We start from the raw sequence: 18,747 nt of genomic DNA, 5'->3' as shown, positions 1-18,747 counted from the left end.
GGCTACCTTTTTAAAAAAAATATAAATTTTTATCGAATCCTGCATTTTGTCGCGCAACAAAATAAAAAGGCCACAACCGGGGCCTTCAATTCGACCATTCAGTTATCCTTACATGACTTCATAAACTTCTTTGGTCTCCTTATTCACGCCATACCAGCCCCAAGTGGTTTTGTGGCCGCTTTTCTGACTAGGTTCATCTACCTCGAAAACATGAAAAATATAATCTCCCTTTTCGGCATCATGATCATATTCGATTTGCAAATGCGAAAAGTTTTCCATATCCACGTAATCCTTCACAAGCTTCTCCGCCTGAGATTTACTTAATGTACTATCCGAATCCTTGCTTACTTCTTTACTTTTTGTATCCGTTGCCGCCCCCTCTTCTGCTTTGGATCCGTCTTCAGTTGTTTCCTCCTCCGGTTTCACATCATCATTTCCCACTACTGCTTCTATCGTGGCGGAGTCTGATACCGGGTGCATTTCCACCGCCTTTGAAACCATTTGTTTACCTTCCCGGTATTTTGCTTTATATGCGGCTGCTTCTTCAAAATCTCTTTTGGCCGAATCAAAATCCTGTTCATCGTATTTCTTCATTCCACTCGCCAGCAAACCTGAAAGATCCATTAATTCCCTTGATTCGGGTGTTTCTGCTTCTTTATAAGCTAATTGAAAAGCCTCGTGGGCTTCTAAATAATTTTCCTCATTCAACTGACTTTTCCCTAAATCCATATTGGAATCATAATTCCTTGTTACGCAGCCTGAAGCAATCAACACAAAAAAAATGACCATGATTGACCTCTTCACTATATCACTCCTCAATTTTACATATTATTCTGTAAATCCATCTTAAACCATTTAATAAGGAATCCGATACCTCTATTTCCTATCTTTTTCATTAAGGAAATGTTTACTTTCATGATTAACTTTTTACAAATAGTGGTACTGAATAGACAAACACTTGAAAGGGTGATGTGCAGAATGATGCAGGAAAAACAGACCTATCATGTCGATTTGGTAAGCGGCGACGTACTCGGACAAAAACTTGAAGAGAATCCGAGCTTCACTGTACACGCAACTGATGAGGAACTTGCAGAATTGAAACAATGCTTGGAGGAACACCGGACAGATGACCTGGAGGCATATGCCCGATCACATGTGCCTTACCTTCTCTATCATCATGACCGGGCAAATGATAAATACGATGCAGCCATGAAAAGGCTTTATGCCCTAATTTATAAATTAGGGGATGAAAGGGCACGAAATCATATTGAAGAAATTGGCATATTGAAAGATAACAAATTCGAGGGACAAGAAGAAGTGCAAAAGTTCAAATAAGAAATAGGAACAGAACCTGAAGTTCAAAGGTTCTGTTCATTTATGATCAAGTTTCACCAAAAGGTTATCATGCCCCAAATAAAAAAGATTCCCCTTTGTGATTCACTATACAGTTTTATAGGCAGAGTTTTTTCAATCTACATATTTATCTTTAAAATAATCTGAACCAATACCGCCAATAACCATCAAAGCTAATGGTAAAAAATTAGATACAACTGGCATACTTTTTAAAATTGTAATTTCGGTGCCTGCAAATTTGTTAAGACCAAAAATGATTAATTTAGACACTAACAAAAATGCTCCTATCATTAACAAGATATCAAAAAACATTTTCCTTTTTGGAAATGCTAACTGCTTACTTTCCCGTATTATTTTTTCTTTCAATTCCTCGTCACTCCTTAATAATTCATCCACCGTAATTTGAAATAAATCACTTAAATTAATGAGTACTTCAATACTTGGGTAATTTTTTCCCGTTTCCCATTTGGACACAGATTGGCGACTCACATGAATCTTCTCTGCAAGATCATTTTGTGACCATTTTCTTTTTTCCCGTTCTTTTTTTAACCGTTCGCTAAAAATCATAATGAGTTCATCGCCTTTCCTACTCCAAGTATTGTGAGTGAATTGTGCAAAGTAAAGATAGTAATAAGCGCATTACTATGCAACTTATGAGTGACACCGAAAAAAACCTTGATATATCAAGAGTATCATTTTAATTTTTATGGAACTGCTGCAGAAGTAAAAAAACAAAAAGTCCCAGTTGAGTTCAGAAATCCGCTCCCTTTCCGCCGACTGTCTGCCAAGCCTCATCAAAGCAAGTGCATTACTTGTATGGCATTTCTTGTATGGCATTTCTTGTATCAATCTTGGCGGAAATCCCTTTTATAAACACATCATTTTATGTTGGACCGATAGCCAAGGCCTTTGAAGGAGCAGATATCGCTTGGATTATTGGGTTAGTTGTCCCAGCTGTTTTGTATTACTTCCCAATGAGAAAAAAGTTGAATATCGCTGAAAATGCAATAAACAACCAAGAGATTGGTTCGTTAGAGAAAACAACCGTTTCAGAGAAGAATGTTAAGTAAGATAAAAGAGGACCGTAAAATGAACTGCACCCAAATTGGAGGTGCAGTTTTTTTGACCAAATATACGATAAAAAGGCATGAGCCCGGTAAATTACCGGGTTCATGCCTTAAGGCTTCCTTCCTTGGGCAAACTCAGTTATTAGTTGTGGAAAATAGCTTTATAAGGTCCAATTGATAAGCAATCCAGCTTGAGCTAATCCACCGCCGAAACCATATAATAAAACCTTCTCACCACCATTGAGCTTCCCTTCTTTTATTCCTATTTCTAAAGATAATGGAATTGTTGCTGAAGAAGTATTTCCATACTCCACTAAGCTATATAAAGTTCGCTCAATTGGAAAGCCGCTTCTTTCACATATTGACTCAATCATTCTTAAATTTGCACTATGCGGTACGAACCAATCAACATCATTCAATTGATATTCAGCATTTTTCATCACAGTTTGCATTCCTTTTGGAACGGTCGTGACAGCCCATTTATAAACCTCACGCCCATTCTGTACAAGGTTGCCACTATTATTTAAGTCTTCACCATTTATACGTGCCGAAAGGTTTGTACTATATAAATGTTTACCGCCTTCACCCTCCGAATATAAATGTGAAGAAATAAAACTTGGCTGTTTTTCATCATATTCTACAAGAACTGCTCCTCCGCCATCTCCAAATAAAATACAAGTGGCTCGATCCTCATAGTCCATAAGTTTCGATAAAGTATCAGCTCCAATAACTAGGATTTTCTTATTTAACCCAGATGTTACTAATCCATTAGCAACATGCAACCCATAAGTAAATCCTGCACAGGCAGCGTTTAAATCAATAGCTCCAGTATTCTTAATACCTAGCTTTGCTTGGACTAAAGATGCTACACTTGGAGTGTTGAAATCAGGTGTAAAGGTACAAACAATGATCATATCAACATCTTCGACAGATTTATCATACCGTTCCATTAAATCCTTTACAGCTTTATAACCTATATCACTAGTAAACTCCTCTTCATGTGCAATTCTTCGTTCTTTAATACCAGTACGTTTAACAATCCATTCATCATTGGTTTCAACCATTTTTTCTAAGTCTTTATTTGTTAACCTTTTTTCAGGAACATACGAACCTATCGCAGTAATACGTGCTTTGGATTTGAACATAGAATAGCCACCTCGTGTGTATGAATTGCATCATTTTTATAACTTGATATTAACACCTGGTACTGATTATAAAGCAAAAAAAATCTTATGCAACTAACCGTTACCTTTAAACCCGTAAGAAAAAGAGCTGAACGTCAAAGAACGATCGCGACTGATAGCATCAGCCAGAACATCCTGTTAAAACATACTCATCCTGGTTGTTTTCATTTTTAATCACTTCGATTGTTTTGCACTGATGTGTTTTAATTGAATTATCTCCATATTCGTCTCTTGTGGTATCACTCGTCACTTCCAGTTTTTCTGCCTAATCACGTCTCCTTATTTAGTATTTGAAAGGTTCACACTCATTATCGGATGGCCATATAGAAAAACCTTTCATTAAAATTAAAAAAAAGGTCACCCAGTAATTTTTACTGGTCAACCTTATAATACGAACTCTTCTGTTCGTTCATTAAGAAATACATAGACACGTTAATTATGAGGAAAAAAGAAAGAACAAATTATGCTTTATTTCAGTCTTGTATAGCGAAAGTAAAATAATGCCCGAATCAGCCCTTTAAAAATGATAGCAGCGCTTCATTAAATTCTTTGGCATGTGTTGCATTGAACCCATGCGGACCACCCTTTATTAAAGCTACTTTAGAATTAGGAATTGCTTCATGTGTTAGCTTCCCACTATTTTCAAATGGAACAATTGCATCTGAATCACCATGAATAACAAGGGTAGGTATATTAAACTTCGCTAAGTCTCCCCTGAAATCCGTTTTGCTGAAAGCAGCGATACAATCTAATGTCCCTTTGGGCGATGCCCCCGCTGCAATATCTATATTGTAAAGTCGGAATGGTTCACTGACTAAGTCAGTTCGATCTCCAGCAGCAAAAAATCCTCTAGTAAACTCATTAAGAAATGCTAGGCGATCATTTTTTACTCCATTTTCAAATCCTTGAATTGCTGCATCATCTAATACTCCCTCAGAATGATATCCTGACTTATAAAGAAATGGTGGTACAGCTCCTGCAAATACCGCCTTCTCTACTCTATTTGTTTCGTAGGTTCCGATATAGCGAGCTACTTCTCCACCCCCCATTGAAAATCCGACTAGTGTCACATTTTGGAGATCCAAATGCTCTAGTAACAGATGTAAATCAGTAGCGAATGTATCATAATCGTAACCGTTCCATGGCTGAGAGGAGTTCCCAAACCCCCGGCGGTCATAAGTTATGACTCTGTATCCAGCCTCAACGAGAGCAGGAACTTGGTATTCCCAAGATCGACCACTTAATGGCCAACCGTGAATTAATACAACTGGCTTCCCAGTGCCATGATCCTCATAATATAGTTCAATAGGTGTTTGATTTTCTGTTCCTACAGTAATTTTTGCCATTCTTCTACCTCCAATTGATATTCGGATATATTTCCTTTTCTCCAATAATCCAGATGGTCTCGCAACCTTTTTCTGTACGTTTATGTTGAAGACTCCAAGCATCCTATTGTTCAGATGAAATTCATTTTCTGTACTTTTAACAATTCCCCATCTATTACTTTTTTTATTAAAGAACACTTGAAATTCTCTACAAGGGTCTTACTTCCTTTAAAACTTTAAAAGAATTTATACCATAAAATAGTTGTATATACTGACCCTGTTCTCTTTTAAGAGTAATAGTTTCAATATGTAAATTGGTCAGGGATTTTACCAAATGCCGATAAGCTGGATGTCATAATAAGGACAAATAACATTTGAATCATAAAGCTACGTTGATTCAAAAAATCTTATCCAAACCGTTATAAACATTGTTTTCCAGTCCAACCCACCATTAGTAAATATTCTGGAGGAATATACCTTTTTTAACACGAAGTAAAACATGAGCAGCAGCTGCAACTGCTTTCACAAATGGCAAATCATAAAAAGTTCCAACCATCAATCTTTTTTCTTACATTTTTTTACACCCCTTCCCATAATTGATAGATTATAGTATCAACGAAAGGTTTGTCAAACAAGGAGGAAATGGTATGACCAAAACCATTGTTGATAATGGTCGGGGAATTCCAGAAGGCATCCCCGAAAAAATAATTGCCTTACCATCGGGATAATCAAAAAGTGCTTACTGACGAAAAAAACGATATCATCAGGGGTATTTTCAAACGATGGCACAATTCACTAAGGGATTGAACCTACCGGGTCTGTTTTAAGCAAGTTCAAAAGAAAACTTGTTTTAGCTATTTTCCCCACTTTCGGCTATGAACGCTGGGTTACGAATTATTTGGTGTCACCCGTTTCTCACCTAACGGATCTGGCCTATGATTAAATATTTCAACAACTGGACCTTATCTTGGATGTTTTGAATGGGAAAGATTAAATCGTGGTGTATAGTATCACACAATATTTCATGCCTGCTTTACACTCTCCTTTAGGTAAGTACCTATACTAAAAGTGCATACTTACGTTCTTGCAGGGTGCACTTTATACTTAAGATAAATAATAATCCAGGAGGAGAAATCTTTGAAAACTCTTGTTATCGTATCACACCCAAGTCTTGAAACATCCGTCATAAATAAGCGATGGGTGGAAGAGCTAAGGAAATATCCGGAAAAGTATACAGTACACGAATTGAATACAGTTTATCCTGACGGAAACATTAATGTGGAAAAAGAACAGCAATTAATTGAAGCGCATAGTAATCTTGTTTTACAGTTCCCTTTTTATTGGTTCAATTGCCCGCCCCTCCTAAAAAAATGGCTTGACGATGTTTTTACTTATGGTTGGGCATATGGTTCAAATGGAGGCGATAAATTAAAGAATCGCAAGGCTGCTTTAGCTGTATCTGCTGGAATTAACAAAGAGGATTATAGTGAAAAAGGAAGATATCGCTATCCACTTGAACATTTATTATCTCCTTTTGAAACTACCTTTCTATACTGCAATGCAGACTATCGTTCATTCTTTGCGTTTTATGGTGCTGAAAATGAGCCGTCCTCAAGCGAATTGGCAAAAAGCGCACAAGATTTTTTGAATTTTGTCGATAACCTTTAATAGGCAGTTTCATTAAAGAAGTATTTCCTTGTCAGGGAAATACTTCTTTCTTTTGATTTAATCAAAATAGCTACACCTACGGCTGTACAGTCTCCTGAGCTGGCAAACTGTTTTTCTCTCCCCACTCGCACATCATATTTAACAATGGAATGAGAGATAGACCACGTTCAGATAATGAATATTCTACTTTCGGAGGTATTTGGGGAAATTCCTTGCGTATGATAAGGCCGTCTGCCTCCAACTCTTTTAACATGATGCTTAGCGTTTTAAAGGAAATGGTACCGATACTTCGCTTCAGTTGATTATGCCGCATAACCTTATTTTCGGACAGCCAATACATTATGATCATTTTATATTTGCCGCCTATTAAGGATAACGTATAACCAAAGCCAGTGTCATTTGGTTTCACGCCAGTCGGAACACAGGTTTCACTCATAAGTTTACACTCTCCTTTAGATAAGTATAGGATATGAATGTTCATACTTTACAATAGAGCATTATCAATCTTATTGAAAGGTAAATAAGGTCCCTATAGTCCTCCTGCCCCCATTTTCGGAAGTAAGAAGATTTCATTATTAAACAACATGATGAAGTTGCAGAAATTAATATCCATAACCCTCCCTTTTTAAAAAAGGAAAAATCCTGTTGCATCCAACAGGATTTTTTTCATGATTTTGGATTTCTATAGAGTAACGTAACGGATTCATTTTAGTGTTTTTGTTTGTAATAGGTTACCGCGAGCGCAAGGGCCAGCACTGTTCCTTTGACGATATCCATCGCATAATACGGAACGGACATCATGATCAGTCCATTTTGAAGGATTCCGATCAGGACTGCACCGACGAAGGTTCCAAAGGCATTCGGTTTTCCCGCTCCTAAAACGGAGGAACCAATGAAGGCTGCTGCAACGGCATCCATTAAATAGGGGGACCCTGAATTGATTTCCGATGTCATGACCCTTGAAGCAAGGACTATCCCCCCGATTGCAGCAAATAGAGCTGAAAGCAGATAGGCAAGGATTTTGTATTTATTAACCGATATCCCGGAAAGTCTCGCCGCTTCCTTATTCCCCCCAATAATGTACATATAACGACCGTGCTTCGTATAAGTCAAAAAGATATGGGTCGCTATCACAATGACGGCCATGATCAGGATTATCCATGGTACCTGGCCAATTTTGGTGAAAAACGGGCTGATCAGTCCTGTTGCGAATGTCCCGTCGGGCATGACCATATTTTGTGAAACCGTGGCCCCTTTCGTATAAGTAAGGGCAATTCCCTGAATAATGAACATGGTAGCCAATGTCATCAGCATGTCGGGAATTCTCAATTTAACGATCATGAATGAATTCAAAGCCCCTACGAAAAGTGAGGCACCGATTGCAGCTAATATGGCGATAAATGTATCCTGGGAAAACCAGACAAACATTGATATGACGATGGCATTGGCCAATGATGCTACGGAGCCGACGGAAAGGTCGAAGCCATCCACGGTCAGTGATATCGTAATGCCGATCGCAATGATGGTCACGATTGAAATGGAACGCAGGATGTTTATCAGATTAGAAGTCTGAATGAAAGATGGATTGGACACGGCGAAAATCCCAATCAGAATGATAATCGTCAATATTGTGCCGTATTTATAGAAAAAGTCGAATAGTTCCACCTTTTTCTTCGCTTTCGCTGTCTGTGTAACAGGAATGGGTATGCTCATCCTATTTACCTCCTGTTGAATAGAATAGTAGTTCTTCTTCATTCGTTTTGCTTGTTTCTAATTCGATGACAGTGCTCCCGTCATATAACACATATGTCCGGTTGGTAATGCCAATGATTTCGGAAAGCTCGGATGATGCATAAATGATCGCTTTTCCATTCCTTGCAAGCTTTGCAATCAATTCGAATATATCCTTCTTGGCTCCAACATCGACCCCTTTCGTTGGTTCATCGAATATGTATACATCCGCATCTGCCATAAGCCACTTTCCAATGGCAACTTTTTGCTGGTTACCACCGGAAAGGTTTTCGACCTTCACTTCTCCTGAAGGAGTTTTAATGCCGAGACTTGCGATCATTTCCTTCGCCTTTTCCTTTTCCGCCTTACGATCCACGAAACTGAATGTTTTGCAGAATTTGCCGAGACTGGCTGCAGTCAAGTTGGCCGAGACTGATTCCTTTACAAGGACCCCTTCTTTCCTGCGTTCTTCAGGTACGAGTGCCAGCCCGCTTTTTACAGCTTCATACGGTGATTTCAAAGAAAGCTTTCGACCATTCAGGATGACTTCACCGGCTGTGATGGACGCATGACCGAAAAGGGTTTTACACAGCTCCGTTTTCCCAGCCCCGACCAACCCTGCCAAGCCGATTATCTCACCTGCTTTAATATTCAGACTGACATTCTTGACTTTCTCGGCATCTGACAAACCGTTCACTTCCAGAATTACGTCTCCAATTAAAGCTTTCACTTCAGGAAACTGTTCATCCATGGTTTTCCCGAGCATGTTCTCTACCACTTCGGTACGGGTTATGTCCTCGCTTTTTCGACAAGTGACACGCTTCCCATTCCTCATGATTGTAATTTCCTCACAGATATTAAAAATCTCAGGCAGACGATGTGAAATGAAAACGATCGCCACGCCTTTTTGCTTTAATTCATTTACAATTCGAAAAAGTTCTGTCGTCTCCGTATGACTTAACGGCGCAGTTGGCTCGTCGAGAATCAGGAATTTGCATTCTGTCGAAACGGCTCTTGCTATCAGGACCATCTGTTTTTCAGCCAAGGTAAGGTCTCTAACCAGCTTTTTCGAAGGGACACGAATTTTCATACCTTCAAGAATAGAAGTGGCTTTGTTGTGCAGCTCTTTCCATTGGACCCTCTGTTTTTTCCCCATGTTTTGGACCATATCATTCAACATTACATTTTCCCCAACTGTTAAATATGGGATGAGCGCGGTATCCACTTCCTGATAAACAATTTGAATACCTTGTTCCTGAGCAGCTTTTGGCGAGCGAATATCCTGCTTCATCCCATCAATAAAAATGTCACCTGAATAATGAACATGGGCTCCCGATAAAACTTTCATTAACGTCGATTTCCCTGCTCCGTTTGCACCGACCAATGCATGGGCTGTCCCTGATTGTACTGAAAAATCAACTTCACTCAGCGCCTTCACTCCCGGAAATTCAATCGAAATCTTCTTCATCTCTAGTTGAGTGCCCATGTCCATTCCCCCTTATAGAACAGACACTCCCTTCACCGGAAAGAGAGTGTCTCTTTTTATTTTTTGTAATGATCTTTCAAAATCTTCATCCAATCTTCTTCAAATTCCGTGGATACACCCCAACCATCGACAATATCAGACAGGTTTGCCATGTTTACGGCTTCTTTTGAAGCTTGGATTTGCTTTTGTGAAATAAGTGAAGCCTCCAAATCATATGTTTGCGGCGTTTCTTCGCCCGCTAATTTTTTAGCTAATATCCTCATATTCACTGCACCGATCAACTTGGGATCGACTGCTGCCGTGTAGGACCATGAGCTATCAGCCGATTGGATTTCCTGGAGATCTGCATTCGAAACATCAATTCCATATATCTTCACTTCATCGCGGCCCGCTTCTTTAATCGCACGGGCTGCACCGATAGCAAAGGCATCCCATGTTGCAAAAATGGCATCCAATTTACCTTTAGGGTATTTATTCAGCATTGCGGCCACAGCATTTTGTGTCTGGACCGAAGTATCAGCAGATGCCACTCCGAATCTTTCGACTTCTTTAATCCCAGGATTTTCTTTTAATTTTTCCTGATAGACTGCATTTCTTCTTACCATCGGAGGAAAACCGTCCACCCAAAGATAGGCAATTGCAGCTTCACCTTTCTGTTCCTTTATCAGGTTATCAAAAGCCAGTGTTGCCAACGCTTCATCATCTTGTGAAGTTAACGTCACGCCCTCTATTTTAGATAGATCGCTTATTGAATCGAATGTGACAACGCTTTTACCTGCATCAACCAACTTTTGAACGTCATTTACAGTTGCGGCATCATCACCATGTGAAATGATATAGCCGTCATAATCTTCCTCCAAAGCCTGCGCTATCGCATCATGGAATTTAGCCGTGTCACCATTGGCCGTGTACGTATCCACTTGAAACCCCAGCGCTTCTCCTTCTTCTTTCGCCCCCGCCAAGTATTGGGCAGTATGATCATCACCGCCAATTTTACGGATCACTTTGATCTTGGCTCCATCACCGTCAGCAAATCTTTCCGGGACATTTTCAAATGATACTTTTTCTTCTTTCTTCGATTCTGTGGAACTCTGCCCTGTAGAGCAACCCGTTAAAAGCAAAGCCGAAGCGATGGCAGAAATGAATACCCCTTTAATAGACCTTCTCATCTTGTTTCCCTCCATGTTTTCTTATTAGTCTTATCAGTTAAGTCGGTGTAAATTCCAAAATAAAAACCTCTCTAATATAGAGAGGTTTAATCGGCTGTTTTGCAGACTTGTCCCTCTCTTATCTGTCAAAACATTTCTGTTTTGCAGGATTTAGCACCAATTCCTAATGGAACGGTTGCTGGGCATCTTAGGGCCAGTCCCTCCGCCACTCTTGATAAGAGATATATTGTGTTACGTTTTCGTAATTATCACTTTATAGGGATATAGTCGTAAAGTCAATAGATTTTTGAATATTTGAAATCTTTCCTGTTATTTTTATTTTCTTTGAAGCTGGGCTAGACGCTTTTTCTCGATTTTTTCAAGCCTCTCCAACTGCCTTAATTTCACTTCGAACAAAGTGATCGGATCACGGTAAACTTCCGGATTTTCTTTCATATGCTCCAATGCAGCCTGGTAGTCTTTTATTTCAGTCTGTGTCTGCTCTATCGTTTTTTGAAGTACGGCAAATGAACTGCGATAGAAAAGTGAGATGTCCCGATCCAATGATTTTTCAAACAATCCAAATTGGGTGAGGAAACGTTCCGTAATCATTTCGGCAACATCCAAGTAATCTTCACTTTCCAGGTATTTCTTATAACGATTGTACATATTGGCTTTATTTTGCGGTATCGCCCCAAACAGCTTCCCTGCTCCTTTAAGCAGCAATTGTGATGGAGTCCTGCGCAAAAGGATATTAACGTTGTCGATGCGGATACTGCTTGTCATCCGGTCGGCATCACGGCGCCAGTCATCCAATACCCTGAAGTCACCTGCCAGAGTTATCCGTTCTTCTTTGTATAGTTCATTGAAACCGGCACTCATCTCATCCATAAACTGCTGGCTTTGAGAGAACTCCAGTTGGGAACTGGCAATCCAGTCTTGAAGAGAACGGTAATATTGAGGCATGATCTTGTCAGATATGAAGGTTTGAATCCGCTCATTCATTTCCTCGTTTAACTGTACATGGACCTGACTGAAATCACTGCTTTCCGTTAATGATTTCGAGCAATCCCTCAGTAATTCAGGAATTTTTGAATAAAGCTGATTTTTCACTTCGTCCTTAAGCGAACGATACGACCGTATGATATTTTCACTTTTTTCTTTTTCCAGATCAGCCAGTTGATTGACCGCTCCATTCAGTTTGACTTCCATCTGTTCATTCCAAGAGATGGAATGCTCACATTTCCGCTCATTGGCTGCCCGTTTTTCTAATAGATATGATAAAGTTTTACGAATGAATGCCAGGATTTTTTCAGATCTTCTTTCCTTCCAATTATCATCTTGATAATTCGATTGAAGGAAGGCTGAAAGGTCCTTCAATTGCTGCCTGCTGTCATAATGTTTGGAGAAAGCGAATACTTTCGCATTCGGGAAATATGCATTCACTTTATCCCATGTTTCGTCTTCCATCCGGACTGCGACCTGATCACTATATATCGTATCCATTTTATTTAATAGGAAATGAATCGGCAGTTTCGGAGCCATCATTTGAATTTCCAATAACAGATCCCGTTCGCTGCCGGTGAAAGGCGCCCGGGCGTCAAGAACGAACATCAGGCCATCACTGCCATGTAAATAACCTTGGAAATCGGATTCCACGCTTTTTTCCCCATTGAAACCCGGTGTATCCAATAATCGCAGCTGATTATTTCTTAAATAGTCACTGATGATCGTCACATCGACAATAGTCCCGCGCTGACGGCGTGTTTCATCCAGATCAGTTAGCTCCTCGACAACTTTGCTATCTGTATCGGTAATTTCAAGGATTTCCAAGTCATCCCCGTCTTTGACACTGACTAGGGACGAATGATCTTCAGCGGCAATGCTCTCGCCAACGATTGACTGAATAAAGGATGTCTTGCCATTCCCTGCACTTCCTGCAAGAAGCAGATTGAAATTCCTAGTATCCTTAAGCCCATCCACCATCCATTTAAGCTTATTGCCAACCCTTAAATCATTATCTTCAGCCCACTGGATAATGGAATTGAACAGTTTCTCTCCCGCTTCCAGTCCGCCTCCCAATTTAGGCGATTTCGCCAATAGACTCTCTGCATCCTGAATGACCAGCGCATTGATCGTATCCGGGAAGATTTCATTCCAGGACAACGCGGATGCCGCCGCAAACAGCGAGAGCTCCCCGTCTGCGATTTTGAGCCAGTTTTCCAGCAACCTTGGCACGACTGGACTTAATTCTTTGATTAGGTGCGTTCCTTCTAACAGACCTGCATATGCATCCCTGTAATAGATGGAAAGCTCATCCCATACATCCGCATGGTTCAATTCGATGGTATCTATCAAGTTATTAATCACTCTTAACCATTCGAAATACGAATCCGTATATTTATAATTTTTCCAAAGGGCAACCGTCATTTTCTCGAAACGCTCCTGGTCTAGTGTGTATAGCGAACCAAGGACAGTTGAAAAATAATCCGGCTCCATCGATTGGGCAACACCCTGCTGAATATACGTTTTCAGCACATCGAACCAACCCATTGATTCTGTACGGATACTTTCATTCGCCGCTAATACCACCGCACTGTTCCAATCCTTTTGTTCTTCAAAAAAGGCGCGTGCGATTTCCGTGACATTCGGGTAGTCAGGTTGAAACTCGACTGCTTCTTTCACGACTTTGGAAGCCAAATCATTTCTCGATTCCACTATGTACAGGGAAAACAGTTGCAAAAGAACTTCTGTTTTCAAGACCGCTTCATTCGTATCGACGGATTTATAAATATCCTCTGCGGTTGAATACATTTCCAATTCAAAATAAGCATCAGCGATGTTTTTCTTCGCCCATGAACCAAGTTCCCCTTCTATGTTTTCCCATTTGAAAATGGCTGCTTCATAGTCATTGTGCTGAAAATATACCTCACCTTGAGCAAATCTAATTGCGGTTAAATCGGCTCTTTCCTTTTTTTGTTCCACGAGGAACATTTCACCCAAAGCTTGAATGGGGTGCTTCCTTGTATCCTCAAGCATCGTTTCATAATATTTTTTTCCGATCAGCCGTTCGTCCATCTTTATTCCCCCGATATATTTCATATTTTCAATTAAAGGATAATCACTGGTCCTATAAGCCTTCTAGTAGAACTAACATTCAATTTATAGGTTCCTTTAGTTAAAAAATCATTTACAAAACCTTAAAATATTATTTTAGCAAAACAATATGGTAACAACATGTCACCACTCTTACAATTTTAAAACAGAAACAAATGGAACTGTAATGTTTTTAATAAACCGATACAAAGATGTCATTTCCATATTCGAAAAAATATGTTTTTCTAGTTTTACCAAATATCAGCCAGAAGTGAGCGAACCATTCTTTTTAGCTCTAAATTACCAGAAGCCCAACCCTTCAACTTACCTATAAACGGTAAAAGAACAAAATCACTCTGCCCCGTCCCATTACTTAATCCCCATTTTTGTATTCATATAAAAAAAGCAGTACCCTCATTCATAAAAGGTAACTGCTCATTGATAAGCTCCGAACAGTCGTTGTCCTTTGACAAATTAGGATTATACCCCTGTACGCTTACGTTGGTTATTCGGCTTTTTGGTCAACTGGCTTTTAAGTTGTTTCGTTTTCTTCACAACGCCTGTTTCCAGTTTATCTTTACTTGATCCTGCTTGCTTTTGAGCCAGTTTTTGTTTGACTGCATCCGCCAGGCTTAATTTTTTATTTTCAGACATACTGTTGTCTCCTTTTGTGTACTGCTTCTATTATAATATAGTTGCGATTAGAAAGATAATAGGGAGTAATAGCCTATTCTTCTTTAAAAAATCCTCTGGATAAAGGAAGTTTCGCCAACCAGGGACTAATTTCCTGCTCCTTTTAAAGGATTAATGATAAATTATGTTGACTTCATAATCAGAATTTGCTAAATTATCTTTATATTATAAAATCTATGAAGAGAAAGAGTAAGATGAGAACCCTGTTCCACAGAGAGTCGACATATGGTGGAAGTCGATGTCCAAGGCCTATCCGAAAATCATCTCTGAGATGCAAAGCTGAAAATACAGTAGGCTTTGACGGGTTTCCGCCGTTACAATGGATCACGTATGAATTCGTACGTTGACTGAGTGCCGCAGCTTCTTTGAAGTGCGGAATATGGGTGGTAACGCGAGCACAAACTCGTCCCTGATTTTTCAGGGGCGAGTTTTTTATTTGCACAAAACACTTTAATTTGCCTTTTTCAGGCCAGTCGGCGGGAGTTATCATTTTAAAAAAAGGAGAAATCATCATGAAAAAAACAGACACATTATTTATTGGCCTTATGCTTTTCTCAATGTTTTTCGGAGCGGGGAATCTCATATTCCCTCCATTTTTAGGAGCGTCATCAGGAACTTCCTTCTGGCCAGCCATTGCCGGTTTTGTCGCCACCGGAGTCGGACTGCCAATTCTGGTGCTTCTTGCTGTCTCACTTGTTAAAGGCGGGGCACAAACCATCGGTGCCCGAGTACATCCTCTATTCAGCACGTTGTTCATGGTGGTCATCTATTTAAGCATCGGGCCGTTTCTGGCCATTCCACGGAATGCGAATGTTGCGTATGAAATGGGCTTCAAGCCATATCTTGGCGACTCAATGGATCAATCACTATTTCTATTCATGTTCACAACCATATTTTTCATCGTCGTTTATGCCATTTCATTGAATCCAGCAAAAATGGAAACCTTCATGGGACGCTGGATTACACCCGTTCTTCTTTTGTCCATGGTCATTCTCTGTGTCGTTGGGTTCGTGAAGCTTGATGCTCCATTCCAACCTCCAACCGAAGCATATGCTGCAGGAGCATTTTCGAAAGGGTTCATTGAAGGCTACAACACGATGGATGCTCTAGCTTCCCTGGCTTTTGGGATCGTCATCCTTAATTCAATCCAGCAAAGGGGGATTTCCGAACGAAAACAATTGACGAGATATACAGTAAAAGCGGGTCTCATCGCTGGAGTTTTGCTTTCTTTAGTTTATATCTCCTTAGGTGTAATGGGAGCACGCATGGCAGCCGATGGGTCATTTGAAAACGGAACGGATATCCTCACTGTCGCATCCACCCTTTTACTAGGAACCGGCGGGAAGGTCCTTCTTGGCATCATTTTCACTTTGGCATGCTTCACCACCGTCGTCGGGTTGACGACTGCTTGTGGACAGTATTTCTCGAAACTTTTCCCCAAGCTGAACTACAAAACCGTCATTCTGATTGTAACGATTGTCGGTTTCATCCTTTCAAATATGGGTTTGAATCAAATTCTGAAAGTATCGGTACCATTCCTTGTGATGGCTTATCCGCTAACGATTGTCCTGATTGTCCTGACATTCTTCAGCCGTCATTTCAAAAACCCGAAGAAGGTTTATCGCGGTGCAATGACTTTCACAGGAGTTTTCGCCTTGATGGACGGACTGAATGCATTCGGCCTACAATTAGGGCCCGTGCAAAAGTTGACTGATGTCCTTCCCCTTTCCGCTTACGGCATGGAGTGGATCATCCCTGCTCTCGTCGGTACAGCCCTTGGCCTTCTGCTCAGTCAAATCGGGGAATCCTCTCCAGCTGAGGAGTTGGAAATCGAAACACTATAATAATGAAGTAAGCAGGTGATTTTAAGGATCGCCTGCTTATTTTGTACACACCTACATTGCTTTATTTTGGAAATCGACATCCACTTTTTGTTATGATGGGGTCAAAGGAGATGATAAGTAATATGTCTAAGCAAACCCGTATTGGTAAAACAGATCTGTATGTAAATCCGATTGGCCTTGGCACGAATGCAATTGGCGGACATAACCTTTTCCCTAATCTAAGTGAGGATACAGGAAGGGATGTTTTGAGAACGGCATTGGAAGAAGGAATCAACTTTTGGGATACAGCTTACATTTACGGTCCTGAACGCTCAGAAGAACTTATCGGTGAAATCCTTAAAGAGAGTCGCAAACGCGAGGACATTGTCCTTGCCACTAAAGGGGCACACAAATTTGTCGATGGCAACATCGTCTTTGATAACTCTCCCGCTTTTCTGAAAAATGCCGTGGACTCGAGTCTAAAAAGGCTCCAAACAGACTACATCGACTTATTCTATATCCATTTCCCTGATGGTGATACCCCTAAAGATGAAGCAGTAGGTGCCTTAAAGGAATTGAAGGATGCAGGCAAAATAAAGTCAATCGGCGTCTCGAACTTTTCGTTCGAACAATTGAAGGAAGCGAATAAAGACGGCTATGTCGATGTACTGCAATCCGAGTACAATCTATTCAAGCGGGAGGCAGAACAAGACCTGCTGCCATATACAGCCGAAAATAATATTTCCTTCATTCCTTATTTCCCCCTTGCTTCCGGTTTGCTCGGCGGCAAATATAACCAGGAATCAACATTCAATGACGGCCGGGCTAAAAGTCCGCTTTTCCAAGGACAAGCCTTTGTAAGCAACCTGCAAAAAGTGGAAGAAGTACGGGCGATCGCCAACAGGAAGCATACCGATGTCACCGATGTCGTACTAGCTTGGTATTTAACTAGGCACTCGATAGATGTACTGATTCCCGGGGCGAAAAAGCCAGAACAGGTCACACGCAACCTACAAGCATTGGATGTCGATCTAACCATGGATGAAATCGCCGAAATCAGTGCCATTTTCGCTTAATATAGATGTGTGAAAAGGCTGTTCAGCTCAAGTTGAACGGCCTTTTTATCTGCTAAGTGGTTCATCCATGTACAAAAATTGACTGCTAGGCTCTATATTGCTTAGGTACTTCTGTTTTGTTATATTTAGTGAATATTCCATCAATTAAGGAAGAGGCAGTCTGAATGAAAAAATCTATTGTTATTTTATTTCTTATCTTGGCAAATTTGTTTTGGGCCGGTAATTACATTTTCGGAAAATACGTAGTGACCGAACTTTCCCCGATCCAACTTACATTTACGCGATGGCTAATCGCCGTTTTCTTATTGTTTCCTTTAGCGCAATGGATTGAAAAGCCCGACTGGAAGAGTGTATGGAAAGCCTGGAAATTACTATTAGTCATGGGTGTGCTCGGAATCATCAGTTATAATTTTTTCCTTTATTGGGCTCTGACCTATACAACTTCCATGAATGCCGCTCTTGTCAATTCCATGAACCCTGCCTTAATTGTTCTTTTTTCCGCTTTGCTGTTAAAGGAGAAAATTTCACCCCTCCATGCACTCGGACTTATCATATCTTTATTCGGCGTTTTATTGGTCTTGACAAAAGGACATCTTCAGGATATATTCCAGCTCACTTATAATAAAGGCGACCTATTGATGATCCTAGCGATTCTTGTTTGGACCTTCTATTCAATAATCGGTAAAAAGCTGAAAAACATTCCGATCATCTCAGCCACTGCCGTTTCCGTTTTTCTCGGATTGATTCTCATCGCTCCATTTGCCATTGGCTCGGGAATGAACCTTGCTTTAAGCAATAAAGCCATTACGGGTCTCTTATATATTGGGATTTTCCCATCTGTCGGCTCATTTATTTTCTGGAATATTTCCCTTCGTCATATCAATGCCGGCCAAGCTGGGATTTATCTAAATCTGATTGCTGTATTTACCGCCATTCTTAGCCTGATTTTGGGTCATGCGATTACGATCATCCAAATCCTCGGTGGCCTCCTTGTCTTCATTGGCGTCTACCTGACAAGCAAAAAGAAAAAGGCATATCCGGCAGCTGTCACGAAGAACATCCAGTAATTCTCATCAATGAACGCTTTCTTGTCTTTT

General features: G+C 40.3%; 15 protein-coding genes, 1 pseudogene, 1 riboswitch and 1 other annotated feature. Of the genes and pseudogenes, 6 read left to right on the top strand and 10 right to left on the bottom strand.

Annotation, left to right across the window (positions count from 1 at the left end; all coding sequences use genetic code 11):
- Positions 1-108 precede the first annotated feature (108 nt).
- Positions 109-804, bottom strand: coding sequence for a hypothetical protein (locus tag ACIQYG_RS13245; RefSeq protein WP_402838664.1), 696 nt, complete (start codon positions 802-804; stop codon positions 109-111).
- Positions 805-978: 174 nt separating this feature from the next.
- Here ACIQYG_RS13245 and ACIQYG_RS13240 point away from each other — a divergent pair, with 174 nt between their 5' ends.
- On the top strand, positions 979-1,335 hold the full coding sequence (locus ACIQYG_RS13240; protein WP_402838662.1) for a hydrolase: 357 nt from the start codon (positions 979-981) through the stop codon (positions 1,333-1,335).
- A 132-nt stretch (positions 1,336-1,467) separates the two neighbouring features.
- On the opposite strand, the gene ACIQYG_RS13235 is transcribed toward ACIQYG_RS13240, so the two are convergent.
- A complete protein-coding gene (locus tag ACIQYG_RS13235; RefSeq protein WP_402838660.1) occupies positions 1,468-1,920 on the bottom strand; it encodes a helix-turn-helix domain-containing protein in 453 nt (150 codons plus the stop codon).
- A gap of 254 nt (positions 1,921-2,174) precedes the next feature.
- On the opposite strand from ACIQYG_RS13235, the pseudogene ACIQYG_RS13230 reads away from it, so the two are divergent.
- A pseudogene (locus ACIQYG_RS13230) lies at positions 2,175-2,423 on the top strand (hypothetical protein); the annotation flags it as partial.
- A 158-nt stretch (positions 2,424-2,581) separates the two neighbouring features.
- Here ACIQYG_RS13230 and ACIQYG_RS13225 read toward each other — a convergent pair.
- Together ACIQYG_RS13225 and ACIQYG_RS13220 are read right to left on the bottom strand one after the other, a co-directional pair.
- Entirely contained in the window at positions 2,582-3,565 is a 984-nt protein-coding gene (locus ACIQYG_RS13225) for a ketoacyl-ACP synthase III (RefSeq protein WP_402838659.1), read from the bottom strand.
- A 548-nt stretch (positions 3,566-4,113) separates the two neighbouring features.
- Positions 4,114-4,950, bottom strand: a complete 837-nt coding sequence (locus ACIQYG_RS13220; protein ID WP_402838657.1) for an alpha/beta fold hydrolase — start codon at positions 4,948-4,950, stop codon at positions 4,114-4,116.
- A gap of 1,116 nt (positions 4,951-6,066) precedes the next feature.
- Here ACIQYG_RS13220 and ACIQYG_RS13215 point away from each other — a divergent pair.
- Positions 6,067-6,597, top strand: coding sequence for an NAD(P)H-dependent oxidoreductase (locus tag ACIQYG_RS13215; protein ID WP_402838655.1), 531 nt, complete (start codon positions 6,067-6,069; stop codon positions 6,595-6,597).
- A 76-nt stretch (positions 6,598-6,673) separates the two neighbouring features.
- Here ACIQYG_RS13215 and ACIQYG_RS13210 read toward each other — a convergent pair whose 3' ends face one another.
- The 6 genes from ACIQYG_RS13210 to ACIQYG_RS13185 form a co-directional block, all read right to left on the bottom strand.
- Entirely contained in the window at positions 6,674-7,033 is a 360-nt protein-coding gene (locus ACIQYG_RS13210; RefSeq protein WP_402838654.1) for a winged helix-turn-helix transcriptional regulator, read from the bottom strand.
- Positions 7,034-7,305: 272 nt separating this feature from the next.
- Positions 7,306-8,310, bottom strand: a complete 1,005-nt coding sequence (locus tag ACIQYG_RS13205) for an ABC transporter permease (protein WP_402838653.1) — start codon at positions 8,308-8,310, stop codon at positions 7,306-7,308.
- Position 8,311: 1 nt separating this feature from the next.
- Positions 8,312-9,814, bottom strand: coding sequence for a sugar ABC transporter ATP-binding protein (locus ACIQYG_RS13200; RefSeq protein ID WP_402838651.1), 1,503 nt, complete (start codon positions 9,812-9,814; stop codon positions 8,312-8,314).
- Positions 9,815-9,870: 56 nt separating this feature from the next.
- Positions 9,871-10,983: a sugar ABC transporter substrate-binding protein gene (locus ACIQYG_RS13195; RefSeq protein WP_402838650.1), complete on the bottom strand. Its 1,113-nt coding sequence runs from the start codon at positions 10,981-10,983 to the stop codon at positions 9,871-9,873.
- A 115-nt stretch (positions 10,984-11,098) separates the two neighbouring features.
- Positions 11,099-11,204, bottom strand: a riboswitch (SAM riboswitch).
- A 94-nt stretch (positions 11,205-11,298) separates the two neighbouring features.
- A complete protein-coding gene (locus tag ACIQYG_RS13190) occupies positions 11,299-14,040 on the bottom strand; it encodes a GTPase domain-containing protein (RefSeq protein WP_402838649.1) in 2,742 nt (913 codons plus the stop codon).
- 498 nt (positions 14,041-14,538) lie between these two features.
- On the bottom strand, positions 14,539-14,712 hold the full coding sequence (locus ACIQYG_RS13185; protein WP_164468807.1) for a hypothetical protein: 174 nt from the start codon (positions 14,710-14,712) through the stop codon (positions 14,539-14,541).
- Positions 14,713-14,918: 206 nt separating this feature from the next.
- Positions 14,919-15,165: a binding site (T-box leader), on the top strand.
- 98 nt (positions 15,166-15,263) lie between these two features.
- Between ACIQYG_RS13185 and brnQ the strand changes: the two genes are divergently transcribed.
- From brnQ to ACIQYG_RS13170, 3 genes are all read left to right on the top strand, one after another.
- Positions 15,264-16,595, top strand: a complete 1,332-nt coding sequence (gene brnQ / locus ACIQYG_RS13180) for a branched-chain amino acid transport system II carrier protein (RefSeq protein ID WP_402838648.1) — start codon at positions 15,264-15,266, stop codon at positions 16,593-16,595.
- Between the two features lie 122 nt (positions 16,596-16,717).
- Entirely contained in the window at positions 16,718-17,650 is a 933-nt protein-coding gene (locus ACIQYG_RS13175) for an aldo/keto reductase (RefSeq protein WP_402838646.1), read from the top strand.
- Positions 17,651-17,814: 164 nt separating this feature from the next.
- Positions 17,815-18,717 (top strand): DMT family transporter, encoded by a 903-nt coding sequence (locus ACIQYG_RS13170; RefSeq protein ID WP_402838645.1) that lies wholly within the window; start codon positions 17,815-17,817, stop codon positions 18,715-18,717.
- Positions 18,718-18,747 lie beyond the last annotated feature (30 nt).

This window comes from Peribacillus sp. NPDC096622 (assembly GCF_044762665.1).
GTDB classification, from domain to species: Bacteria; Bacillota; Bacilli; order Bacillales; family DSM-1321; genus Peribacillus; species Peribacillus frigoritolerans_B.
The sequence above is the reverse complement of the archived record's forward strand: the minus strand, read 5'-3'. Positions and strand labels throughout refer to the sequence as shown.